Origin of the sequence: Sorangium aterium, from assembly GCF_028368935.1 — a bacterium.
Lineage (GTDB): Bacteria > Myxococcota_A > Polyangia > Polyangiales > Polyangiaceae > Sorangium > Sorangium atrum.
In genome coordinates this window covers 1,477,306-1,501,534 of the sequence record NZ_JAQNDK010000003.1, presented here as the reverse complement: position 1 = coordinate 1,501,534, position 24,229 = coordinate 1,477,306, and the positions used below count along the sequence as shown (strand labels likewise).

Annotated in this window: 19 protein-coding genes; 8 read left to right on the top strand and 11 right to left on the bottom strand. The window is 70.5% G+C overall.

Annotated elements, in window-relative coordinates:
- Positions 1 to 392: 392 nt before the first annotated feature.
- On the bottom strand, positions 393 to 1,466 hold the full coding sequence (locus POL72_RS29880; RefSeq protein ID WP_272099485.1) for a hypothetical protein: 1,074 nt from the start codon (positions 1,464 to 1,466) through the stop codon (positions 393 to 395).
- 243 nt (positions 1,467 to 1,709) lie between these two features.
- Here POL72_RS29880 and dnaE point away from each other — a divergent pair, with 243 nt between their 5' ends.
- Positions 1,710 to 5,348 carry a DNA polymerase III subunit alpha gene (gene dnaE, locus POL72_RS29875; protein WP_272099484.1) on the top strand — a complete coding sequence of 1,213 codons (3,639 nt, stop codon included), beginning with the start codon at positions 1,710 to 1,712 and terminating at the stop codon, positions 5,346 to 5,348.
- Here the strand turns inward: dnaE and POL72_RS29870 are convergent.
- The 5 genes from POL72_RS29870 to POL72_RS29850 all read right to left on the bottom strand — a co-directional run bounded on the left by POL72_RS29870 (position 5,341) and on the right by POL72_RS29850 (position 9,453).
- Positions 5,341 to 6,342: an AAA family ATPase gene (locus tag POL72_RS29870; RefSeq protein WP_272099482.1), complete on the bottom strand. Its 1,002-nt coding sequence runs from the start codon at positions 6,340 to 6,342 to the stop codon at positions 5,341 to 5,343. The genes dnaE and POL72_RS29870 overlap by 8 nt on opposite strands.
- Positions 6,343 to 6,410: 68 nt before the next feature.
- Positions 6,411 to 7,022 carry a D-glycero-alpha-D-manno-heptose-1,7-bisphosphate 7-phosphatase gene (locus POL72_RS29865; RefSeq protein ID WP_272099480.1) on the bottom strand — a complete coding sequence of 204 codons (612 nt, stop codon included), beginning with the start codon at positions 7,020 to 7,022 and terminating at the stop codon, positions 6,411 to 6,413.
- Between the two features lie 7 nt (positions 7,023 to 7,029).
- Positions 7,030 to 7,650 carry a D-sedoheptulose-7-phosphate isomerase gene (locus POL72_RS29860; protein WP_272099478.1) on the bottom strand — a complete coding sequence of 207 codons (621 nt, stop codon included), beginning with the start codon at positions 7,648 to 7,650 and terminating at the stop codon, positions 7,030 to 7,032.
- A 64-nt stretch (positions 7,651 to 7,714) separates the two neighbouring features.
- The gene (locus POL72_RS29855) at positions 7,715 to 8,710 is read right to left on the bottom strand and encodes a GHMP family kinase ATP-binding protein (protein ID WP_272099477.1); all 996 of its coding nucleotides are present in this window, start codon (positions 8,708 to 8,710) and stop codon (positions 7,715 to 7,717) included.
- Complete coding sequence (locus POL72_RS29850; RefSeq protein ID WP_272099475.1) at positions 8,707 to 9,453, bottom strand: nucleotidyltransferase family protein; 747 nt, start codon at positions 9,451 to 9,453, stop codon at positions 8,707 to 8,709. Before POL72_RS29850 ends, POL72_RS29855 begins: the two co-directional genes overlap by 4 nt.
- Positions 9,454 to 9,575: 122 nt before the next feature.
- Between POL72_RS29850 and POL72_RS29845 the strand changes: the two genes are divergently transcribed.
- The 6 genes from POL72_RS29845 (at position 9,576) to POL72_RS29820 (ending at position 14,472) form a co-directional block, all read left to right on the top strand.
- Entirely contained in the window at positions 9,576 to 9,848 is a 273-nt protein-coding gene (locus POL72_RS29845) for a hypothetical protein (RefSeq protein WP_272099474.1), read from the top strand.
- A 344-nt stretch (positions 9,849 to 10,192) separates the two neighbouring features.
- Positions 10,193 to 10,771: a hypothetical protein gene (locus POL72_RS29840; RefSeq protein WP_272099472.1), complete on the top strand. Its 579-nt coding sequence runs from the start codon at positions 10,193 to 10,195 to the stop codon at positions 10,769 to 10,771.
- Positions 10,772 to 11,064: 293 nt separating this feature from the next.
- A complete protein-coding gene (locus POL72_RS29835; protein ID WP_272099470.1) occupies positions 11,065 to 11,694 on the top strand; it encodes an ATP-binding protein in 630 nt (209 codons plus the stop codon).
- Positions 11,691 to 12,257, top strand: coding sequence for a SpoIIE family protein phosphatase (locus POL72_RS29830; RefSeq protein WP_272099468.1), 567 nt, complete (start codon positions 11,691 to 11,693; stop codon positions 12,255 to 12,257). Before POL72_RS29835 ends, POL72_RS29830 begins: the two co-directional genes overlap by 4 nt.
- Positions 12,258 to 12,264: 7 nt before the next feature.
- Positions 12,265 to 12,828 (top strand): STAS domain-containing protein, encoded by a 564-nt coding sequence (locus POL72_RS29825; protein ID WP_272099466.1) that lies wholly within the window; start codon positions 12,265 to 12,267, stop codon positions 12,826 to 12,828.
- Positions 12,829 to 12,966: 138 nt separating this feature from the next.
- The gene (locus tag POL72_RS29820) at positions 12,967 to 14,472 is read left to right on the top strand and encodes an HAD-IG family 5'-nucleotidase (protein WP_272099464.1); all 1,506 of its coding nucleotides are present in this window, start codon (positions 12,967 to 12,969) and stop codon (positions 14,470 to 14,472) included.
- A gap of 36 nt (positions 14,473 to 14,508) precedes the next feature.
- Here POL72_RS29820 and dusB read toward each other — a convergent pair whose 3' ends face one another.
- Entirely contained in the window at positions 14,509 to 15,495 is a 987-nt protein-coding gene (dusB, locus tag POL72_RS29815; RefSeq protein ID WP_272099462.1) for a tRNA dihydrouridine synthase DusB, read from the bottom strand.
- A 483-nt stretch (positions 15,496 to 15,978) separates the two neighbouring features.
- On the opposite strand from dusB, the gene POL72_RS29810 reads away from it, so the two are divergent.
- Positions 15,979 to 17,577 (top strand): serine/threonine-protein kinase, encoded by a 1,599-nt coding sequence (locus tag POL72_RS29810; RefSeq protein ID WP_272099459.1) that lies wholly within the window; start codon positions 15,979 to 15,981, stop codon positions 17,575 to 17,577.
- A 723-nt stretch (positions 17,578 to 18,300) separates the two neighbouring features.
- On the opposite strand, the gene POL72_RS29805 is transcribed toward POL72_RS29810, so the two are convergent.
- From POL72_RS29805 to POL72_RS29790, 4 genes are all read right to left on the bottom strand, one after another.
- On the bottom strand, positions 18,301 to 18,822 hold the full coding sequence (locus POL72_RS29805; protein WP_272099457.1) for a hypothetical protein: 522 nt from the start codon (positions 18,820 to 18,822) through the stop codon (positions 18,301 to 18,303).
- A gap of 904 nt (positions 18,823 to 19,726) precedes the next feature.
- Complete coding sequence (gene leuB, locus POL72_RS29800; protein ID WP_272099456.1) at positions 19,727 to 20,791, bottom strand: 3-isopropylmalate dehydrogenase; 1,065 nt, start codon at positions 20,789 to 20,791, stop codon at positions 19,727 to 19,729.
- Complete coding sequence (gene cimA, locus POL72_RS29795) at positions 20,788 to 22,434, bottom strand: citramalate synthase (protein WP_272099454.1); 1,647 nt, start codon at positions 22,432 to 22,434, stop codon at positions 20,788 to 20,790. The genes leuB and cimA overlap by 4 nt, the downstream gene beginning before the upstream one ends.
- An 83-nt stretch (positions 22,435 to 22,517) precedes the next feature.
- Positions 22,518 to 24,212, bottom strand: a complete 1,695-nt coding sequence (locus POL72_RS29790; RefSeq protein ID WP_272099452.1) for a 2-isopropylmalate synthase — start codon at positions 24,210 to 24,212, stop codon at positions 22,518 to 22,520.
- Between the last annotated feature and the right edge of the window lie 17 nt (positions 24,213 to 24,229).

Here is a 24,229-nt window from a genome sequence, read left to right as displayed (position 1 = left end):
CAGCTCGCCATGAATCTTCACCGCCATCGGGTACTTGCGTGGTGGACGCTCGAAGCGATGCCGCCTTCTAGCGAAAAGTCAGGACGAACGAAACCAGGAAGAGGGCGCCTCGCGGCCCGCCCACCAGCGGGCGGACCGAGAGAGCGCGCTGGCAAGACCTCCCTCGCCTGAGCGCGTACCCTGGACGGGCGGGGTCGCTCCTTGAGACGCTCGCAGGGGGCGCGACGGCTCAAGCGCGAGCACGATCTTCGCGGAGGGTCGGAGCCGACCGAGCAGGTTGCACGTCGCAGGCTGTGTGGATTCCGGCGGGCGCGGGCACCCGGGAGGTGCCCGCAAAGCCCAGGAGGCGCGCTCGACGCAGCGGCCGTCGGTGGAGGGGAGTCGCGCGGCGCTCAGCCTCCGTCTGCGGGCGCCGGCTGGCACGGCACGCCGGTCGTCACGGCTGGCGGCGCGATCTCGCCCAGCTGGACCGCTCTCGCGGTGAACCCGATGCCGATGGAGATGGCGTCGCACTCCTTGCTCGGGTCCTGGCCGCCATCCTTCATGATGTCCGACGCGCGGCGGACCTGATCGAGGATCGTCTCCAGCGCCGCGCCTTCGCAGAAATTCGGCTGTACGGCGCCGATGACGCCGCGGAGCTCCTCGACGAGGACAGCCGTCTCGAGCACACCCGCGATGGTCCCTTTGACCACCGATTTGTGATCGGGCGCGAGATCCATCGCGATCCTCACATTGCGGATCGTGAGACCGATGATGGTGTCCGAGACCGTCAGGTTCAGCCGGAACGTGACCTGTGAATCCGGGCCCGACACCCATGTATCGTCGACGACGTAGCTGGCCGGGAACACGACCTTGGAGCTCTCGACGTCCTGAGCGTCGTCGAGGAGCTCAGGCACGACAGGCCACCGGTCGGTGCCATCCCAGGTGGGCGCCGCGCCCAGCGTGGCGCCGCCGTAGAGCTTCGCGGTGAGGGGGTTGTAGGAAGGCCGCTCGCCGAGCCCGTCGACCTTGAAGATCACCGTGAAATCGCCCTTACCGATGGCGTCGCTGACCCGGGTCGACGGGTCGGTCAGGAGGTTGGAAATGAGGCCGACGAGCTTGCTGCCAAAGGAGTTGTCGATCCCGTCGGCGCCGTCCGGATAGACCTCCGAAGGGGCGGTGTCGTCCACCGGCTTGCACAGGTCTTGTGATACGGTGCTGGACACCTTGCCGTCGAGGTTGAATCCGTACTGCTTCCAGCTGCCGGCCGCCTTCTTCCCGTCGCGATCCGTATCGCCGAGGAAGAGCCGGTCGATCGCGAACGCGACGCCCTCGCCATCCCCTGCCTGCTCCGGGCCCGGCGCGGGCGGCTGACCGAGGTCGACGTCTTGAACGACAGGCGCCGCGGCCTCGGAGCCACAACCGGTAACGGAAACGAGCGCGGTCGCCAAATACACCGCGACGGCGATACGGGATTGACGCATCATCGACCTCACTTTCTGGAAACCCCACCCCAGATCAGGCAAGTGCTCTCAGACGGGCGCACATGCTAGCGCCGGCCTGCGCGGCTCATCAAGGGCGATCCCCGCTGCGCAATGCGCTATATGTGAGCCCGCCTGGAGCGCTGGTGGATTGTCCGGACGCCGCCCGCTCTCGCTCTCCGCGCCCTCTCCCCGATTACCGGTCTTTCCCGACTACCACCACGATGAGAAGCCACCTGGAAGCCTGCTGTGACCGCTGAGTTCATCCACCTCCACGTGCATTCGCAGTACTCGCTCCTCGACGGCTCGCTGCGCGTCAAGGACCTCGCCGCGCGCGCCAAATCGCTGGGAATGCGCGCCGTCGCCCTGACCGACCACGGGAACATGTTCGGGGCGATTCAGCACTACAAGGCCTGCAAGGACCAGGGCATCGGCGCGATCATCGGTTGCGAGGTCAACGTGGCCCGCAGCTGGGGCGCGTCCGCGGGGCAGGTGTCGCGCTCGGGCGTGGACGAGACGCCCGTCGATCACCTCGTGCTGCTCGCCGCGTCCGAGGAGGGCTACAAGAACCTCGTCCGCATCGTCTCCAAGGGGCACGTCGATCCCGCGAGCGGGCTCGCGCCGAGCGTGCGGCTCGACACGGTGGCGCAGTACAGCGCGGGGCTCATCGGCTTGACCGGCTGCATGGGCGGCGTGGTCGCCCAGCGGATCCTCGAGCAGGGCGAGGGGGAGGGGCGCGAGGCGCTCAGCCGGCTCAGGGACTGCTTCCAGCCGGGGAGCCTCTACGTCGAGCTGCAGGACCACGGGCTGGTCGAGCAGTCGGTGCTCAACGGCATCCTGGCGCGGGCGGCGGGCGATCTGGGGCTTCCGCTCGTCGCGACCAACGACGCGCACTTCGGCGCGCGCGAGGACGGCGAGGGGCAGCTCTACCTGTCGTGCATCGCGGCCAACCGCACGTTCGCGGAGGCGAGCGCCGCGCACCACGGCAGCTTCGAGATGTTCCTCAAGCCCGCCGACGAGATGATGCACCTGTTCCGCGACCACCCGCAGGCGGTGCGCTCGACGCTCGAGATCGCCGAGCGGTGCTCGACGCTCAAGCTCAAGCTCGGCAAGCCGATGCTCCCGACGTTCCCGCTGCCGAGCGGGTTCGCGGACTCGGCAGCGTACTTCCGGCACGTGGCGCACGACGGCCTCACGAAGCGGCTCGCCCAGATCGCGCAGACGGGCAGGAGAGTGGACGAGGCGACCTACCGCGCGCGGCTCGACGTCGAGCTCAACGTCATCGTTCAGATGGACTTCCCAGGCTACTTCCTCATCGTCTGGGACTTCATCAAGTACGCCAAGGACCACGGCATCCCGGTCGGGCCGGGCCGCGGCTCGGGCGCGGGCTCGCTCGTCGCCTATGCCATGGAGATCACCGATCTCGATCCGCTGCCGTACAACCTGCTGTTCGAGCGCTTCCTGAACCCGGAGCGCGTGAGCATGCCGGACTTCGACGTCGATTTCTGCATGGACCGGCGCGACGAGGTCATCTCCTACGTCACCAAGAAGTACAGCAAGGAGGCCGACAAACCCTCCGTCGGGCAGATCGCGACGTTCCACGAGCTCAAGGCGCGGAGCGTGATCAAGGACGTCGCGCGGGCGATGGCGTTCCCCGCGAACGAGGCGCAGAAGATCGCGAGCCTCATCCCGCAGAAGAGCCCGGGGATCATGTACACGATCCCGGAGGCGCTCGACATCGAGCCGAAGCTCAAGGCCCTCAAGGAGAGCGATCCCACGGTCGCGGAGCTCCTGAAGCAGGCGCAGAAGCTCGAGGGGCTGACGCGGCACGCGGGCATGCACGCCGCCGGCGTCGTGATCAGCGAGGGGCCGCTCTGGGATCACGTCCCCTGCTTCAAGAACGGCGAGCAGCTCGTCACGCAGTACTACAAGGACGACGCCGAGCTGGCCGGGCTCGTGAAGTTCGACTTCCTCGGGCTGAAGACGCTCACCGTCATCGACATCGCGGTGCGGCTCGTGAACGCGCGGCCGGACCTCGCGGACAAGGAGGGCAAGCGCTTCGACGTGAACACGGTGCCGCTCGACGACACCGCCACCTACGCGCTCCTCCAGTCGGGCGAGACCACGGGCGTGTTCCAGCTCGAGTCGAGCGGCATGCAGCAGCTCTTCAAGGACCTCAAGCCGGACGCCTTCGAGGACATCGTCGCCGCCGTGGCGCTCTACCGGCCCGGGCCGCTCGGCACCGGCATGGTGAAGGACTTCGTCGACTGCAAGCACGGCCGCAAGCCGATCGAGAAGATGCACCCGCTCGTCGACGAGCTCCTCCAGCCGACGTACGGCGTCATCGTCTACCAGGAGCAGGTCATGCAGATCGCGCAGAAGCTCGCGGGCTACACGCTCGGCGGCGCCGATCTGCTCCGGCGCGCCATGGGCAAGAAGAAGCCCGAGGAGATGGCGAAGCAGAAGGCGACGTTCGTCGACGGCTCGCTCAAGAACGGGGTGAAGGGCGAGGACGCCGAACGCATCTTCGGGCTCCTCGAGTACTTCGCGGGCTACGGCTTCAACAAGAGCCACTCGGCGGCGTACGCGCTGCTCACCTACCAGACGGCGTACCTCAAGGCGCATTACCCGGTCGAGTTCCTCTGCGCGTTGATGACCGCCGACCGCGACAAGATCGAGAAGGTCGTGCGGATCATCGCGGAGGGGCGCGCGTGGGGGGTCGAGATCCTCCCGCCCGAGATCAACGAGTCCAAGACGGACTTCACCGTCGTCTACAGCGCGAAGCCGGCGACGAACGGCAAGCGCATGGCCGGCACCCGGCGCGGAGGCTCGCGGGTGAGGGACCCGTACGACCCGAAGATCCGCTTCGGAATGGGCGCGATCCGCGGCGTCGGCGAGTCGGCGCTCGAGGCGATCCTCGAGGCGCGGGACGCGGGCGGCGCGTTCGCGGATCTGTTCGACTTCGCCGAGCGGGTCGATCCGCGGCGGGTCAACAAGGGAGTGTTCGAGGCGCTCGTGCAGTGCGGCGCGTTCGACGCGAGCCTCCACGCGCGGGGCATCTCGCGGGCGCGGGCGTTCACCGGCATCGACAGGGCGCTCGAGCGCTCGCGCTCCGCGAGCAAGGAGCGGAACAGCGCGCAGATCGGCCTGTTCGCGGCGGTGGCGTCCAAGAGCGAGGTGAGGCTGGACGATTACCCGATGGCCGAGGACTGGGATCTGCGCGAGACGCTCTCGCGGGAGAAGCAGTCGCTCGGGTTCTACGTCTCGGGGCACCCGCTCGATCGGTACGGCGTCGACATGAACCGCTTCGACGTGACCGCGGTGAGCGCGCTGGCCGGCATGGATGCCTGGGCCAGGGTGCGCGTCGGCGGGATGGTCGAGGGCTACCGCGAGCGCATCTTCAAGGGAGGTGGCGGCAAGATCGCGTTCTTCGTGCTCGAGGACACGACCGGCCGGGTCGAGGTCAAGGTGCGCGAGAAGCAGATCGAGAGCTACGCGGACCTCTTGAACCGAGGGGAGCCGGTCCTGATCTCGGGGAAGATCAGCTTCCCGATGGTGGAGGAGGGGGCCGAGGAGGCCGAGGCCGCGCCGCGCGAGCCGACCCTGCTGCTCGACGAGGTGCAGCCGCTCGCCGACGCCATCCTCGCGCAGACGCGGAGCGTGGCGATCACGCTGAAGTCGCGCAGCGCCAGGCGCGAGCACATCGATCGGCTCGGGGCGCTGCTGCGGGCGAGCCCCGGGGTGTGCCCGGTGCAGCTCGTGATCCAGCTCGACGACGGGGCAGAGGCGGTGCTGGCGCTGGGGCGCGATCTCCGCGTCGAGCCCAACGACGCCATGCTCGGGCGGCTCGAGAAGCTGTTCGGCGAGAAGGTGGCCGAGCTCAGGTAGCCGGCTCGCCCGCGCCCGCGTGCTCGGCGGCCCGCACGAGGGCGCCGAGCTTCGCCTCCGCGTCGCCGCGGTCGCTCTGGTGCTTGAGCAGGACGCCGAGCGTGTCGCGCGCGATCTCCGGCGTCACCGCGCGCTTGCCGAGCAGGAGCAGCGCGCGGGCCCAGTCGATCGTCTCGCTGATCGCGGGAGACTTCCGCAGATCCATGGCCCGCAGGGCGCCGACGAACGCCACGATCTGCGCCGCGAGGCGGGGCTCGATCCCCGGGAGGGCGACCTTCAGGATGGCGACCTCGCGCGACGGCGGCGGGTAGTCCAGGAACGCGTGCAGGCACCGGCGGCGCAGCGCCTCGGTCATCTCGCGCGTCGCGTTCGTCGTCAGCAGGACGAGCGGCGGGCGCGCGGCGCGGATCGTGCCGAGCTCGGGGATCGTGACCTGCATGTCGGAGAGCACCTCGAGGAGGAACGCCTCGAACTCAGGATCCGCACGATCGACCTCGTCGATGAGCAGGACGACCGGCGCGGCGCTCCGGAGCGCCGCGAGGAGCGGGCGCGCGATCAGGAAGTGCTCGCTGAAGAACGAGGCCTCGCTCCCCGCGATCGCGCGCGCGGCCGCGGCGAGGCTCGCGGCGCCGACGATCTCCTTCGCGACGGCGTCGCGCAGCAGCTGCGTGTAGAGCATCTGCTTCGCGTAGTCCCACTCGTAGAGCGCCTTCGCCTCGTCGAGGCCCTCGTAGCACTGGAGCCGGATGAGCCCTCGGCCGAGCGCCTCGGCGGCCGCGCGGGCGAGATCGGTCTTGCCGACGCCCGCCGGCCCCTCGAGCAGGAGCGGCCGATCCATCCGGAGGGCGAGCCAGAGCGCGAGCGAGGTCGCCGGATCGGAGATGTAGCGGGCCGCCGAGAGGCGGGCGTCGAGCTCGGCCGCGGTGGCCGGGGTGTCGTCGCGGGCGCCCCGATCGTCGAGCGCGCCGCCGTCGTGATCCGGAGGAGGCGTCACGGCGGGACGGTAGCACGCCGCGCGCGGGCTATCGGGCGGCGCGGCGCGGCGTGGCGCGCAAGAGCCCGCTAGCCGCGCGGCTCGGCGAGGATCTCGGCGGCCAGGAGATCGAGGCGCGGCGCCGCGCGATCGGGGCAGGGGAGATCGGCCTCGCCGCGGAGCGGGCACAGCTCGCAGCGGCGTCCATCCATGATGAGGCCCGCCCGCATGCCCGCCGCGCGCGCGGCCGCCACGTCGCTCGGCGCGTCGCCGATCATCCAGCTCGCCGCGGTGTCGAGATCGAGATCGCGCGCGAGCGCCGTGAGCATGCCCGGCTTCGGCTTCCTGCAATCGCACGGGCCGATGAGCGCCGGATCGCCGCCTGGCCCGCCCTCGGGGTGGTGCGGGCACACCGCGAGCGCCGCGATCGCGACGCCGGCCTCGCGGAGCCGATCGACGAGCGCGCGGTTCGTGCGCTCGATCGCCCCCCACGGGACCTGGCCCTTCGCCGCGCCCGGCTGGTTGGTCGCGATCGCCAGAAGGAACCCCGCGCCCGCGAGGCGCCGCAGCCCCTCGATCGCGCCGGGGAGGACGCGGATCTGATCCGGATGAAACGCCGTCACGACGACGCCGAGCTCGGGATCGCGCACCACGTCGATGAGCGTGCCGTCGCGGTCGAGCAGGATCCCGCGCCTCGCCACGCGGCGCTCAGCTCTCGGCCACGAGCTGGAGGAGCCGCTCGCAGATGAGGTGGTGGTAAACCTCGTGGAAGCCCTCCACGTGCGGCGTTGACGTGTAGCCCGCCCGCGTCCTCGGCACGATCACGCTGGCGTCGGCCATCTGGCGCAGGGCGCCGCCGTCGTAGCCGACGAGCGCGACCACCTTGGCCCCCGCCTTCTTCGCGAAATCCGCGGCGGCGACGAGGTTCTGCGACCACGGGCCGGCGCGATCGGCGCCCGAGCCGCCGTGCACGCTCAGGCACACGAGCACGTCGCCCGCGACCACGCGGCCGTCGAGCTGCTCGAGGAAGATCCGGTTGAAGCCGACGTCGTTGGTTAGGGCGCTGAGGAGCGCCGCGTTGTCGCAGAGCGAGGTGCACTTGAAGCGCCGCTTGCCGTCGACCCACGTGAACTTGGCGATGTCGCAGGCGAGGTGGCTCGCGTTGGCCGCCGAGCCGCCGTTGCCGCACGTGTAGATGGTGCGATCGCTCCTGTACGCATCGAAGAGGATCTCGATGACGCGAGCCATGTCGTCGGGGCTCGTCGCGAGGGCGATCTCGGACGTCTCGCGGAGGTACTTTTCGACGAAGTCGTGCGTGCTCTGAGGCATGGCCGATCTATAGCCAGAGTCCCGCTGAAATGCCCAGCAGGAGGGGGCGCGCCGGCGCGCCCGCTCACGATCGGTGCAGGTTCGCGACGATGCGCGCGCCGTCGAGATCGAAGCGGAAGCGCAGGACGCGCAGGCCCTTCGCGGCGAGCGCCTCCAGCACCCGGCGCCGCTCCGCCGGCCGGACGTAGAACATGAAGAAGCCGCCGCCGCCGGCCCCCATCAGCTTGCCGCCGAGCGCCCCCGCGCCTCGAGCGATCTCGTAGATCTCGTCGAGGACCTCGTCGGTCATCTTGGACGCGAGCTTACGCTTCTGGGTCCAGTGGGCGTGCAGGAGCTCGCCGTAGTCGTCGAGCCTGCCCGTGACGAGGATGCGATGCACGTCGCGGCCGATCTCCTTGATGCGGTGCATCCGCTCGACCACCTCGGGCTCCAGGTCTTGCAGCCGCCGGCCCTGCTCCGAGAGCACGATCCTGGCCGGCCTTTCGACGCCGCTCCACACGATGAGCAGGTTGCTCTCGAGCTCGTCCAGCACCTCGTCGCGGACTGGGACGGGCTCGACGTGCACCGAGCCGTCCGGAGAGAACGTGAACGCCGTGACGTTGCCGTAAGCGGCGATGTACTGGTCCTGCTTGCCGATCGGCTCTCCGAGGCGCTCGATCTCGATGGAGCAGGCCTCACGGGCGAGCTGCTCGGACGACACGAAGTCGCGCTTGTACGCGTGCAGGGCGTTGAGGAGGGCGACCGTGAACGAGCTCGACGAGCCGAGGCCCGAGTTCGCGGGGAGATCCGCGACGCTCGTGAGCTCGATCGAGTGCTCGATTCCCAGCATCCGGAGCGCTTCCCGGAAGATCGGGTGCTCGATCGCGTCGACCGAGGGGACGATCTCGGTCTTGGAGTACGCGAGGCGGATGTCCCGGTGGAAGCGCTTGTTGGCCGTCACGTAGATGTACTTGTCGATGGCGGCCGACACGAGGTAGCCGCCGAAGCGGCCGGAGTACGCGGGCAGATCGGTCCCACCGCCGCCGAGGGAGAAGCGGACCGGGGCGCGAGAGACGATCATCCCCGCGCCTCCGTCGCGGCCGCGGTCGCGAGCGCGGCCTCGAGATCGCGGAGGCCCTGCTCCGAGCCGATCTCGTAGAAGCGCGCCGCGACCGCGAGCGCCCGGAGGCGGCCGCGCGCCGCGAGGTCGCGATGCACCACCTCGAAGCCGAGCGGCGCGTCGGCCGGCAGCGCCTCGATGACCTCGCGGCGGAGCGCGGTCGCGCCGTAATCGATGTGGTCGAGCGCAGGGTCGGGCCGCGCGCCCGCGCGCCGCTTCTCGTAACGCACCACCAGGTCGCCCGATATCGCGGCGTTCGACGCGTCGAACCGACCCTCGTTCCGGTACACGGCCATCGTGCCGAGCGCGCCGGGGTGTGTGCAGAGGTCCCGGAGCGGGGCCAGGTAGTCGAAAGGGAGGTAGGAGTCGCCGTACGTCATGAGGAACACAGGGGCCAGCTGGGGCAGCGCGCGGCGCAGCGCGCCGGCCGTGCCCAGGAGATCGGGGCCGTCGTCGGCATAATGGAGCGGCAGGCCCGCGAACCGGTCGCCCATCGCCTGTCGGATGGCGTCGCCGAGGTGACCCACGCAGAGGACCACCTCGGCGAAGCCCGCTGCGGCGAGACGCTCGAGGAGCCACGCCCCGAACGGCCGCCCGGCCACGGGCAGCAGGAATTTCGGGGTGCGCTCCGTCCGGGGGCGCATCCGGGTGCCGAGCCCGCCGGCGAGGATCACGGCTTGAGGAGGTGAGTCGTCGGCGCGCACGGGAAGGACCTACCACAGACGACGGCTGTCTTCGGGGCGTCTCCAGCGCTCCCCGCAGCCGGCTCGGAGAAAACGTCGTCACAAACTGTACGGCCGTTCAGGCGGCGGTTACGGTGTGCACCATGACCAACAAGGACCTCGCTCCGCATCTTCTCCGGACGCTGGTTGCCCTCCAGAGCGAGGGCAAGACGGTGACCCTCGACACATTGACCACGGCCCTTCAGGTGCGCCGGACCGACGTCCGCCGGGCGATCACCGCCCTGCACCGCGAGGGGTATCTCGACGTCCTCCACATGCGGCTGACGCTCCGCGGGCTCGCCCTCGGCGCGGCTTTTGCGGCGTCGCAGCTCCGCCCGTTGCGCCGCGCGTCGCTCCGCGCTGTCAAGGCTGCTTGAGCACACCCGTAGGTCCGCCCCCCTGGCGCAGCCGCGAGCGGCGAGTCGACCTCTGCCCGGACGCGAGGCTCATGCGTGCGGACGGAGGGTCCCGACATGATCTGTCGATGCGTTTCAGATCTTGCCAGCAATTCATTTGATAAAACGGCAAATTCACAGCGGACGCGCGCGGCCCCAGCGAGGGATCCGGCGCCCGGTCCCGAGCGCCGACCGGCGCAGGAACGCCTTGTTTCTCCGGCCTGTGCGGGCCACTGTGCGTGGAAGACGTTGACATTCCGGGGGATTCATGAGACGGCGGCTGCGTGATATCCGATGTCGAGATCGAGAATGAGATTCGTGCTTCCGTGGCCGAGTTCCTGGAGGGCATGAGAGCGCTGGTCCGTAAGGACGTTCTCCGGGCCGCTGCGCAGTACCTGCAAGTCGACATCAGCGCCGCAGGGATATCGACCGGGCCGGCCGCGACTCCCGCCAAGCCGGTCCGCAAGGCCGAGCGCGCTCCGGCGCCGAGCCGCCCGGCCGCACCTCCGCGCAGCGCCCCGTCGCCCAAGACGCCAACGCGCGCTGCGCCGCGCAAGAAGGCGGCCGCGCCGCGGACGACCGGAGGTGGTGCGCGGCCGGCCGTCGCTCCGCCGAAGGCACGCGCCGCGCGTACCCCGGCGCCCGCCGCCGTGGCCCCCCTGAAAGCCGCCGAACAGGCCGCTCCGGCGAGCCCGGTGAGCCTGCCGTCCGGGAGCTCCGGGGACGAGATCGCCGAGGCGCTGCTCGCCCATGTGGAGATCGAGCCTGGGCAAGGGATCGACGACCTTGCGCTGGCGATGGGGACCCCCGCAGCGGAGCTCCAGGAGCCGCTCAAGAAACTCCTCGCGGAGAACAAGATCACCGAGGAGCTGCGTCAAGGCCAGACGTCGTACTACCCGGCCTGAGCGACATCGGTGGAACGGCCAGCCAGGCACGAGCGTTGCTTGGATCCGGCCGCACGTTGCCTGGAGCCGGCCGCGCATGGGTTCAAGCCGGCCGTAGACCGTCTGGTCGGCGCGGGCACGGGCCAGGCGACGCCCTGCGCGATGCAGACGACGGGCCGACCGAGCCCTGCTGGCGCTGACCGGCCGGAGCCCGGCGGTTTCCGCGTCACAGCTGGCGAACCCGGCGATGCCATCGCCGCGTACTCGACGCGGACCCAGGGCCCCGGTACCCTGCCGGTCCAGGCGCTTTCCGGATGACTCCCGCGCACGAACAGATTCTCAACGTCCTGCTCGGCTATCTCTCGGCGATGAACGCAGAGGGAGTCCTGCTCCGGGCCATGCGGGAGGCGGAGATCCAGCCCGAGGAGTTCTCGCTCGAGGACCTCCCCGACATCCTTCCGAGCATCGAGCGCCGAGCCCGTCTCTATGTCGATCCAACGCGGCTCGGTCGGCTCAGGTCGGAAATTTCGGCGATTGGCGGCGATCGGCCTTCGCGGCGCTCGAAGGTCATGGTCATCAACGTCGAGGCCGACATCAGCGAGGCCCGCCTGAGCGCGAAGGCCGTTTGCGATGCGGCCGGCGCAAAGAGCTTCACGTCGCACAAGGTCGCGACCATCGTCAGCGAGCTCGCGCGAAATATCGTCCACTATACCCCTGGCGGGACGATCGAGCTCGCGGTGCAGCGCGACAGCCCGGTCCGCTTCCTCATCGTCGCCGTGGATGAGGGCGCAGGCATCCAGAACCTGCAGGAGATCCTCGCCGGGCGCTACAAGAGCAAGACCGGTATGGGGCGCGGCATCATCGGGGTCAAGCGGCTGGCCGATCGCTTTCATATCGACTCGGGGCCGAAGGGCACGCGGGTGGAGATCGAGGTCCACCTGTGAAGCTCTCCGTGGAGTACGCGATCCTCCCCAAGGACGGAGAGCTCGTGAGCGGCGACGCCGCGTTCGTGCGGGCCGGGGAGGACGGCGTCCTCTTCGCGGTCATCGACGCCCTCGGCCACGGCGAGCACGCAGCGGCCGCGGCGAACGTCGCGCTCAAGGCGCTCGCGGACGCGCCGAGCGGCGAGGACGTCCGCGCCCTCATCGATCGCCTCCACGTGCGGCTCCGCGGCACCCGCGGCGCCGCCGGCATGATCTGTCGCTTCCGGGAGGGGCGGCTCCAGGGCTGCGGCATCGGCAACGTCGAGCTGATGTCGCACGGCACGCGCGTCCAGTGGCTCCAGAGCCCGGGCATCCTCGGCGCATCGCTCAGCAAGGTCCGGATCTTCGATGCGCAGCTCGCGCGGGGCGACCGTCTCGTCGTGTTCACCGACGGGGTCTCCCCTCGCTTCGATCTATCGCTGTTTCGTGGAATGAAGGCCGCGGATGCCTGCCGCGCCCTCATGAGCCGACACCGGCGCTCGCACGATGACTCAACGGTCTTGATCGCCGACATCGAACCTTAGGATGACCATGGAGCTCAAGCGCCTTCCGATCATCAACCTGTGGGACCGGATCCTGGTGCCCATCCAGGGGGACGTGACCGATGACCTCGCGGAGCAGCTGAACACCGAGGTGCTGCGGGCCATCCACGAGAGCGGCGCGAAGGGGCTGGTCATCGATCTCACGGCCGTCTGGATCATGGATAGCCACCTGTGCGCGGTGCTCTCGAACCTTGCCTCCGCCGCGCGGCTCATGGGCACACCGACCATCCTGTCCGGGCTGAGCCCCGAGATAGCGATGACGCTCCAGGCCATGGGGGTCGAGCTCGAGGCCGTGAAGACGGCGCTGACGCTCGAGCAGGCGCTCACGATGCTCGGGCTCGAGGTGCGCAGGGCCGAGGCGCGCGACGAGGACGACGACGAGGACGACGACGACCTGTTCGACGACGAGGACGAGGACGACGAGGACGACGACGGGTGGGAGGCGGACGACCGCGGCGACGCCCGCCGATCGCCGACGAACGGGCGATCACCTCGGCCCACGACGAGCCTCGATCGGCGGCAGAGCGGGAAGAGCCGGCTCAGGCGCCGCTGAGGCCGAGCGTGCGCGTCTACGTCTACGACGACATCGACACGCCGAACGCGGCCGCCTGACGGCGGGGTGACGGTGATTCCGGGTGGGCAACGCCGTGGGTCCCTGGTATGCCTCACGACCGCTCTCCGGGCGATCACCATGGACAAGCTGGATTGCCTCGCCGCCCCGCCGCCCAAGCAGCGGGGGATCTTCTGCAACCGGACGCTGAATCTCCGTTCGATCAAGGCGATCGGATACGACATGGATTACACGCTGATCCACTACCGGGTGGAGGCGTGGGAGCGTCGGGCCTATGAGCACCTCCGGCACCTTCTGGAGAGCGAGGGCTGGCCGGTCGGCGACCTGACGTTCGAGCCGGACCTCGTGATCCGAGGGCTCATCCTGGACACCGAGCTCGGCAATCTGCTCAAGGTGAATCGGTTCGGCTACGTGAAGCGGGCCTACCACGGCACGAAGCCGATCGACTTCGAGACACAGCGCGCGACCTACGCGCGGACGATCGTCGACCTCGCGGACGGGCGCTACGTCTTCCTGAACACGCTCTTCTCGCTCTCGGAGGGGTGCATGTACGCGAAGCTGGTCGATCTGCTCGATCAGCGCCGGCTGCCCGAGGTGCTCGGCTACAGCGATCTCTATCGCCGTGTGAAGGATCGCCTCGACGCGACGCACATGGAGGGGCAGCTGAAGGCCGAGATCATCGGCGATCCGGACCGGTTCGTGCTGCTCGATCCGGAGATCCCGCTCACGCTGCTCGACCAGAGGGAGGCGGGCAAGAAGCTCGTCCTGATCACGAACTCGGAGTGGGTCTACACGCGCGCGATGATGAGCTACGCGTTCGACCGCTTCCTGCCGGGCGGCATGACGTGGCGCGACCTGTTCGACGTGGTCATCGTCTCCGCGCGAAAGCCGGAGTTCTTCTCGAGCCGCAGCCCGCTCTTCGAGGTGGTCACGGAGGACGGCCTCCTGCGCCCGGCCGGCCGGCTGCGCGTGGGCGGGCACTACCTGGGCGGCAACGCGGGGCTCGTCGAGCACCACCTGGGGCTGTCCGGCGACGAGATCCTCTACATCGGCGATCACATCTATGGAGATGTGCACGTGTCGAAGAGCGCCTTGCGGTGGCGCACGGCGCTCATCATCCGGGAGCTCGAGGACGAGATCGTCGCGATCGAGGAGGCGCGCGGGGCCGAGGCGCGCCTCGATCTCTGGATGCGGGAGAAGGAGGACGCCGAGCGCGTCTATGCCAGGCTGCGCCTGGAGCTCCAGCGGATGCGCGCCGGCTACGGGCCGGTCTCCGGGGCGACGGAGGGCGAGATCCAGGTGAAGATGAACGAGCTCAAGGCGAGCCTCGCGGCGCTCGACGCGCGGATCGCGCCGCTCGCGAAGGCGTCGGCCGAGACGTTGAACCCGAGGTGGGGGCTGCTCCTCCGCACGGGCAACGACAAGAGCCACCTGGCCCGGCAGATCGAGCGTTCGGCGGACATCTACACGTCCCGCGTCTCCAACTTTCTCCTGGCGACGCCTCACGTGCTGCTCCGCTCGCACCGCGGGAGCCTGCCGCACGATCCCATGGGCGCACCGCCGGGCGCCGAGCGGCAGAACGGCGAGCCCGCCCCGGTCGACGACGCGACGCCCGTGGGCATGTAGGCGGCGCCGCCGCCGGCCTGCCGCGCGGCGGCGGCCTCAGGCCGCGAGCCGCTGCGCGGCGCTGTCGAGGATGTCGAGGCACCCCGACAGGCTGTCGCAGAAGAGCAGCTCGCGCCGGAGGGCCGACGCGCCGGGGAGGCCGCGGAGGTAGCCGGTCAGGTGGCGTCGCGTCACGCGCACGCCGTGCGGCTCGCCGCGCGCCTCGGTGTTCGCGATGAGGTGCGCGCGGCACAGGGCGAGCCGCTCCTCGGCCGTCGGCGGCGGGAGGTGCACGCCATCGTCGAGGAGGGCCCGGGCCTCGCGGAAGATCCAGGGGTGGTCGATGGCGGCGCGGCCGACCATCACGCCGGCGCAGCCCGTCTCGCGGAGGGCGCGGGCCGCGTCGTCGGCGGTCTTGATGTCGCCGTTCACCACGACGGGGATGGACACGACCTCGCGCGCCCGGGCGGCCCAGCCCCAGTCGGCCGCGCCGCTGTGCCCCATCTGGGCCGTGCGGCAGTGGATCGTGAGCGCGGCGACGCCGGCGTCCTCGAGGCGGCGCGCGAGGTCGACGATCGGCATATGGGACTCCGGTCCCCAGCCGATGCGCGTCTTCACGGTGACCGGGAGCGCGACAGAGCGCGTCACGAGGCGGGCCATCGCCACCATCGCCTCCGGATCGCGGAGCCAGCCCGCGCCCGCGCCTCGACCGGCGATCTTCGGCACCCAGCAGCCGCAGTTGATATCGAGGAACGCCGGCCCGGCCTGCTCGGCGACGCGCGCGGCCTCGGCGAGGCGCTCCGGGTTGGCGCCGTAGATCTGGATCGCCGTCGGCTGATCGCCGTCGGCCAGGGCGAGCTTGCGCCGCGCGGTCTTGCACCCGCGCAGCAGCCCCTCGACGTTGACGAACTCCGTCACGCACAGCTCGGCGCCGAGCTCCCGGCCGACGCGGCGGAACACGGCGTCCGTCACGTCCTCCATGGGCGCGAGGACGACGGGGCGGCTTGCGAACAGCCGGCGAAAGCTTTCGGGCGACAGCGGCACGGTGGCGAGCTTTCAAGCATGGATCCGGCCGGTTGACCAGGGCGACCGCCTCGGCACGAGGCGCAAGGGCCCGCTGAGCTCGAGCCCGCGGCGTCGGGGCGCGAGCGGCGCCGCGGCTGCCAGGGCCGCGGGCCGGCGGCCGAGGCGAGAGCGAGACCCCAGGCGCCCCGGTCACCTCTCCGCGCTTCGGCGTCCCGTCACGCCGCTCCCCCGAGGCGCTGACGGGATTCATGACCTCGCGGGCTTGTGTGCGCAGGGTGGACGAACACGGTATGTGGGGCAGCGAACGGTCATGTTGGTACGACATCCGGGGTGGGAGACGGCGGGCATCGCAGCCCGGCGTCGTGGCCGAGGAAACCTGCCGCGCGAGAAGCCAACAACGCTCGCTTGACGTTCGTCGTGGCTCTGGCGACCCTCGAGATTGCCATGAAGCGTGCGCTGCTCCGAGAGGCTCTCCGCGCTGAGCGATCGGCCGCGGCGCGCATGCTCAGAGAGCGCGAGACTCGCCCGCTCGGCACGCGGCGCAGCGCAACGGGCGCCCACGACACCGAGAGCGTCCGCCGCGCGGTCCGCCGCGCTTTCCGGGTCGCGCTCTGGATATGGCCCGCGTTCACGCTTGTCGACATGTTCATGGCGACCGTGCTGTACCCCGCGGCGCCGGTGTGGCGCTGCATCGCCCTGCGCGTCGTCGAGCAGGCGCTCTCCCTGGCCGTGTACCGGCTGTCGGGGCGCCCGACGCTCTCGGGGCGCGTCGTGCTCCTCGGGTACGAGGCCGCGTTCCTCACCGCCGCGATCTTCATCTCGCTGATGGCGCTCGATTTCGGCGGCCTGACGAGCGCGTACATGCACGGGCTCTCCATCGTCGTGCTGCTCCGCACGGCGCTCGTTCCCGCGCCGTTCAGCAAGGCGCTCCTCGCCTCCGCGCCGATGTTCCTCGCCTTCCCGGCGACGATGGGCATCGCCGCGATCTTCTCCCCGTCGATCCATGCGGCGTGGCTCGATCCGACGACGCTGCTCACGGCCGCGAGCCATTACATCTTCGTCCCCGCCTCGGGGGTGATCGGGGCGCTGTCGAGCCACGTCGTGTGGGCCGCGCAGCAGCAGGTCTATCAGGCGCGCAAGCTGGGGAGGTACCGGCTCGAGGCGCCGATCGGCAAAGGGGGGATGAGCGAGGTCTGGCTCGCGTGGGACGAGACGCTCCACCGCGACGTCGCCCTCAAGCTCCTGAGGACGCGGGACGCGCCGGACCCGGCGGTGCCGAAGCGCTTCGAGCAGGAGGCGCACGCGGCGAGCAAGCTCAGCGATCCGCACACCATCCGGATCTTCGACTTCGGAGCGAGCGACGACGGCATCTACTACATCGCCATGGAGCACCTGCGCGGGGCCGATCTCGCCGCGATCGTGCGCAGCTACGGCCCCATGCCCGTGGCGCGCGCCGTGCGCTTCGCCCTGCAGGCCTGCCGCTCGCTCATCGAGGCGCACGAGGCAGGGATCATCCACCGGGACATCAAGCCGCAGAACCTCTTCGTCACCCGCGTGGGCGACGATCACGACTTCCTCAAGCTGCTCGACTTCGGGGTCGCGCGGATGGTCGAGGGCGGCCGGGACGCCGAGCTCACGAACAGCGGTATGCTCTGCGGGACGCCGGCCTATATGGCGCCGGAGGTGTGCCGCGGTGATCGGGCGGATGCGCGCAGCGACATCTACTCGCTCGGGGGCACGCTCTACTTCCTGCTCACCGGGGAGCTGCCGTTCGAGGGCTCGTCGTCGGGGCAGCTCTTCGTCGCGCACATGACGAAGGCCCCCCACGCGCCGTCGGTGCGGCGCGGCCCGGCCGTCCCTCGCGCGGTCGATCGCCTCGTCCTGCGCTGCCTCGCCAAGGACCCGCGCCACCGTTTCCAGAGCGCGCGCGCGCTGTTCGATGCGCTGCTCCCGCTGCTCGACGAGTCTGCCTGGACGGCGGCCGACGCGGAGCGCTTCTGGGTGACCGAGCGCGCGGAGAAGCTCGGCCGCCCTGAAGCGCCGCTCGAGCGCCCCACGACGGCGCGCGGGGGCTCGACGCGGACCGCCTCCGCCCGATAGAGGCAGCGCGCCGTCGCGCCGCGCGCGCGGCCTCCGCCGCGCCGGCGACCGCGCGGTATCGACGCTGCACGGTAGTAGCGCATCGAAACGGCGCGGAAACGCACGAGGAGCTGCGATTTTGGATCATTCAATGCAGGAGATGAGGACCGATGTCGAGCGTGGGTTGAACGGGCCTCGGCCGCTCCGATTCGCCATGGTTCATGGCGGCAGCGCCCCGATCTCGGTGGGGAGGACCGATGCCCACTTTGATTACCGAGTGGAATCCGGACGATGATGCGTTTTGAGAGAAGACAGGGAAGCGAATCGCCCGTCGGCGCCTCGATCAAGGCGACGGGCGGGGCGACGACGTCGCTCATGTGCCTCTTCGCTTTCTATCTCACCTCCATGGGGGTCATGTGGTGGTGCTGCATGAGGCCCCGCTTCCTCATACGCCGCGTCCCGAGCCTCGCCGAGGCCGACGCCTGATCCCGGAGTACCCCGGACCGCTCGCAGACCCGTGCGGGCGATCCGGGGGCACCGTGGTGGCGGTCGAGGCTCTCTCCGCGGCCGCGTGAGGGAGCCTCGACCCGTCAGGGCGCCCGTCGCTTCATCGTCCGCTCATGACCCCCTTGCCGGCGCCTTGCCATGGCGAGGACCGAGCCGCGGCGGCGCCGCAGGGGGCGCGGAGCGAGCGTCAGCAGGGCTCCCCGTCATGCGGGTAGCCGTGATGGCGAGCGCGGCACGCTACCAGCCGCAGCCGCTCCAGCCGCCGCAGCCGCCGCCCCAGCCGCCCCAGCCCCAGCCGGGCCGGAAGCCCCAGCCGCCGCCCCAGCCCCAGCCGGGCCGGAAGCCCCAGCCGCCGCCCCAGCCCCAGCCGGGCCGGAAGCCCCAGCCGGGCCGGAAGCCCCAGCCGCCGCCCCAGCCCCAGCCGGGCCGGAAGCCCCAGCCGCCGCCCCACCAGCGCGCCGCATCGGGCTTCTCGCTCGTCGAGCCGGGGTCCACGGCGCCGACGTCGGGCGCGCCGGGGGCCGGCGCGCTGGCGCCTGCTGCGCTGGGGTCCGTCGCTCTCTCGTCCATCGCCGGATTCGCGCTCGACTCCTGATCAGCGGAATCCGTCTCGGCCTGGAACGCCTGCTTCGCCTCGTCGGTCTCACTCATCACGTCGTCGGTGGGCGCGTCCGACGTCGTCGCCTCGGCCATGCAACCTGCCGCAGAGAGGGCCGTCGAGAGGGCGATGAGCGATGCGAACTTCGTCAATTGGCTCATGTTCCCGTTCTCCTGTGCACATCAATCCATGTCGAATGGAGTCATCGCCCGTCATGACGACGAGCGTTGACGCGCGGGGACCTGAAATCCCCCGCCGCACGATCATGTGTGGTGTTCGGGAGGTGATGTCGATTACCCCATAAAGGACACCTGAGACACCATGGACGCTTTCTGCGAGGCCGTCGGCGCGCGGAGAGGGCAGCATCGCGCGCTCCTTCCGCGAGGGCGCGAGGCGCTCGCTCACCGGCCCCCGCGCCCTCCGGTGGGGCCGCGCGCTCTTCGCTGATCCCGCGCGCCGGGCGCAGCGTCATCGCTCTCGCTGGCGAGCGCGGAGCAGCGCAAGCGCGCCGGACTGCGATGCTGGCGAGGACCGGCCGCGGGAGGCCCTGTCCTCATGAGGCTGCGGTGGCGGTTCCTGGAACGCGAACAGCTCGATCAACGGAGATGGATCGGATGGCGCGGAGCACCCAGGCGCCTGCCGCGAGCGATCGCGGCGCGGCAGGCGCGGCGCGCGGCGAACGAGGCTTCATGAAGGCTCGCGCGATCGTGTCGTCCGCCCGGATCTCCAGCGGAAGGGTGATGAGGAGATTCCCGCAACTGCGCCTTCGGAGCACATGCGCTCGCGGTTCGCACCGGAGAGCGTCAGGCCCATCGTCGAACCAGCCGACGGCGCGTCACGTCCCGTCCTGGTCGATAGTCGGGCGCGAAGACCGATGGATTCGAGCGAAAAAAACGCGGTGGACTGGACGACGTGGAAGCAACGCGCAGGAGCGGCCCGCGAAGGGGCCTTGTGTCCACGCGTCGATGGCTGCGAAGGGAAGGGGCGCGAAGAGCGCGAGCGCGCCGTCGATGCGCGCGGCGAGCCCCGGGGAGGGGATCGCCCGAGGCCGCCTGGAGGGAGCGCTCAGCCCGCGAGCTTCGCGCGGACCGCGGCGCCCATCCCCTGGGTCGACAGCTTGCCGCCGAGGTCCGCCGTCCGTGCGCCGCCGGCGATGGCCTGCGCCACCGCGCGCTCGAGCACGGCCGCCTCCTTGTCGAGCCGAAGCGAGTGCCGGAGCAGCATCGCGGCGCTCAGGATCGTCCCGATCGGGTTGGCGATGCCCTTGCCGGCGATGTCGGGCGCAGAGCCGTGGATCGGCTCGTAGACCCCGCGCGTCCCGTCGCCCAGCGACGCGCTCGGACAGAGCCCAAGCGAGCCGGCGAGCACGGCGGCCTCGTCGGTCAGGATGTCGCCGAACATGTTCTCGGTGACGATGACGTCGAACGCCGCGGCCGAGGTGATGAGCCGCATCGCGCACGAGTCGACGAGCTGATGCTCGATGCGGATCTCCGGGTGGCGGGCGGCGACCTCGGTCGCCACCGTGCGCCAGAGCCGCGACGACTCGAGGACGTTCGCCTTGTCGACGGACGTGACGAGGCGCCTGCGCGACGAGGCGAGGCGGAACGCGAGCTCGACGACGCGCTGGATCTCCTCGTCCGTGTACTCGAGCGTGTCGACAGCGCGCCGGCGCCCGTTCACCTCCTCGCGGATGCGCGGCTTGCCGAAGTAGAGCCCGCCCGTCAGCTCACGGACGACCAGGATGTCGACGTCCGCGAGCCGCTCCGCCTTGAGGGGAGAGGCCTGGATGAGCTCCGGGAACAGGCGGATCGGCCGCAGGTTGGCGTACAGGCCGAGCCCCTGGCGCAGGGCGAGCAGCCCCTGCTCGGGGCGGACGCTCGCGCTCGGGTTGTCCCACTTGGGGCCGCCGACGGCGCCGAGCAGGACGGCATCCGCCGCGCGGCACGCGTCGAGCGTCTCCTGCGTCAGCGCCGTGCCGGTCGCGTCGATCGCGCACCCGCCGATGAGGTGCTCCGAGTAGCTGAAACTGTGGCCGAACTGGGCGGCGACAGCGTCGAGTGTGGCGCGGGTTTCGGCGACCACTTCGACGCCGATGCCGTCGCCGGGCAAAAGAACGATATTGGCCTTCATGCGACCTCGCTGGCAGGCAACGTGGATGTGAACTGCTGCGGCTCTCTCGCTGCGAGCGTGAGCCCATACTCGATCCCGTCCGCGAGCGCATGCCAGGACGCATCGATGATGTTGGTCGACGCACCGACGGTGCTCCACTCGCGGTGGGCGTCGCGGCTGTTGATGAGCACGCGCGTCGTCGCCGAGGTGCCGTCGCGCCCGTCGAGGATGCGCACCTTGTAGTCGACGAGCTGGATGTCACGCACGGCCGGGAACACGGGCGCGAGCGCCTTGCGGAGCGCGCCGTCGAGCGCGTTCACGGGGCCGGATCCCTCGGCCGCCGTGATCACCACCTCGTCGTCGACCGCGATCTTGATCATCGCCTCGGCGAAGGTGCCGACGCCCTCGCGCTGGCCCGCGATGACCTTGAAGTCGAGCAGCCGGAACGGCGGCTTGTAGCCCGGCGAGCTCCGGCGGAGCAGGAGCGCGACGGACGCCTCGGCCGCCTCGAACGACGAGCCGCGCGCCTCGCGCTCCTTGATCTGCTCCAGCACCTCGACCTCGGCGCCCGTCGGCACATCGAGCCCGAACTCCTCGGCCTTGCTGAGGAGGTTGCCGCGGCCCGACAGCTCGCTGACCACGGTCCGCATCGCGTTGCCCACGAGCGCGGGATCGATGTGCTGGTAGGACGCAGGCTCGCGCCGCATCGCCGCGACGTGCACGCCGCCCTTGTGCGCGAAGGCGCTCCGCCCGACGTAGGCCATGTGATCGTCGGGGGAGAGGTTCGCCACCTCGGCGACGTAGTGCGAGAGCTCGGTGATGCCGCGGAGCGCGCCGTCCGGGAGCGCCCGGAGGCCGAGCTTCAGCTCCAGGTTCGGGATGATCGCGCAGAGGTTCGCGTTCCCGCAGCGCTCGCCGTAGCCGTTGATCGTCCCCTGGACGTGGCGGGCGCCCCCGCGCACGGCGGCGATCGAGTTGGCGACCGCGCACTCGCCGTCGTTGTGGGCGTGGATCCCGAGCGGGTGGCCCAGCGCCGCCTTCATCTCGGCCACCACCGCCTCGATCTGCCAGGGCATCGAGCCGCCGTTCGTGTCGCAGAGCGTGACCACCTCCGCCCCGCCGCGCACGGCGGCGCGGAGCGTCTCGGTCGCGTACGACCTGTCGAGCGCGAACCCGTCGAAGAAGTGCTCGGCGTCGTAGATCACGCGGCGGCCGTGCGCGCGCAGGAAGGCGATGGTCTCCTCGATCATCCGGAGGTTCTCGTCGAGCGTCGTGCGCAGCACCGCCGTCACGTGCTGGACCGAGCTCTTGCCGAAGATCGTGCAGACGCTCGTCCCGGCGGCGAGGAGCGCGCGCAGCCCGGGGTCGTCCTCGGGGGCCAGCGAGGCCCGGCGCGTCGAGCCGAACGCGGCGATCTTCGCGTGCTTCCACTCGATGTCCTTCGCCCGCTCGAAGAACTGCGCGTCCTTCGGGTTCGAGCCAGGCCACCCGCCCTCGATGAAGGCCAGGCCGAACGCGTCGAGGTGGCGCGCGATATGCAGCTTGTCCTCGCACGCGAGCGAGATGCCCTCGCGCTGGGTACCGTCCCGTAGCGTTGTGTCGTAGACGTCGACGCGGTCCGAGGGGCGGGCGCCCTGCTCCGCGCCGTTATGAGGCGGATTCATAAGGTTCGACTTCCTTGTGCAGCGAGATCGGGTCGCCGAGCTCATCGCCCTCGTGGGGGGCCTCCTGCGCTCGGCGCACGGCCCTACCTCGCGGTCTCGACGGCGGCGCCGTGGCCGCTCTGGTTGCTCTCTGACGCCGCCGCGTCGTCCTTGGGCTCGACGCCGTAGGTCGCGAGGAGCCGGTTCAGGGCGGTGAGGTATGCCTTCGCGCTGGCCACCAGGATGTCGGTGTCAGCGCCGTGGCCGTGGAAGACCCGTGCCGCGGCGTCGTGCTGCGGGTGCCTCTTGTTCGACGTCGCGTCCGCCCGGACGCGGACGCTCACCTCGCCGAGCGCGTCGATGCCCTCGGTCACCGCGTGCACCGAGAACTCGAGGAGGCTGCTCGGCACGCGGACGATCTCGTCGATCGCCCTGTAGGCGGCGTCCACCGGCCCGGTGCCGATCGCGGCGCGGACGTGCAGCGTCCCGTCCGGCCCGCGCAGGCGGACCGTGGCGGTGGGCATGCCGGTGGTCCCGCAGGCAACCTGGAGCGCGTCGAGCGTGTAGAGATCGTCGGCCTGCGCTCGCGTGGTCGAGACGATCGCCTCGATGTCGGGATCGGTGACGTGCTTCTTCTTGTCCGCGAGCGCCTTGAAGCTGGCGAACGCCGCCGCGAGCTGGGCCTCGTCGAGGTGGTAGCCGAGCTCCTCCAGCCGGTTGCGGAGCGCGTGCCTGCCCGAGTGCTTGCCGAGGACGAGCCGGGTCTGCGTCACCCCGACCATCTCCGGCCGCATGATCTCGTACGTCTCCTGGTGCTTCAGCATCCCGTCCTGGTGGATGCCGGACTCGTGCGCGAAGGCGTTGGCGCCGACGATCGCCTTGTTCGGCTGGACGTTGAAGCCGGTCGCCGCGCTGACGAGGCGGCTCACGGTGGCGATCTGGGTCGTGTCGATCCCGGTGCGCAGCCCGAAGACGGCCCGGCGCGTCGCGAGCGCCATGACGATCTCCTCGAGCGCGGTGTTGCCGGCGCGCTCGCCGATGCCGTTGATGGTCACCTCGGCCTGGCGCGCGCCCGCGCGGATGCCCTCCAGCGCGTTGGCCGTCGCGAGCCCGAGGTCGTTGTGGCAGTGGACCGAGACGATGGCGCGGTCGATCCCCGCCACGTTCTTGCGGATCCCGGCGATGAGCGCGCCGAACTCGCTCGGGATGGTGTACCCGACCGTGTCCGGGATGTTGAGCGTGGTGGCCCCGGCGGCGATCGCGGCCTCGAGCACCTGGTAGAGGAACTCCGGCTCGCTCCGGCCGGCGTCCTCGGGGCTGAACTCCACGTCGGCGCACAGGTCGCGCGCGTACGCGACCATGGCCCGCACGCGGTCGAGCACCTCGGCCCGGGTCATTCGGAGCTTGTGCTTGAGGTGGATGTCGCTCGTGGCGAGGAAGGTGTGGATCCGCGGGTGAGCGGCCCGGGCGACGCCCTCCCACGCCTTGTCGATGTCGACCTTGGTGGCGCGGGCGAGGGCGCAGATGATCGGCGGGTTCGCGGCCGGGCGGCCGGGGACCGCGGCCGCGCCCACGCGCTCGGCGATCGTCTGGACGGCGAGCAGATCGTCGGGGGAGGCGGCGGGGAAGCCCGTCTCGATGACGTCGACGCCGAGCTTCGCCAGCGCGAGCGCGATCTCGAGCTTCTCCGACGACGTCATCGTCGCGCCCGGCGACTGCTCGCCGTCGCGCAGCGTCGTGTCGAAGATGCGGACGTAATCGGACGGGGGCATCGCTTGATTGGCAATCATCTCAGGCATGGTGTTCTCCGCCGCCT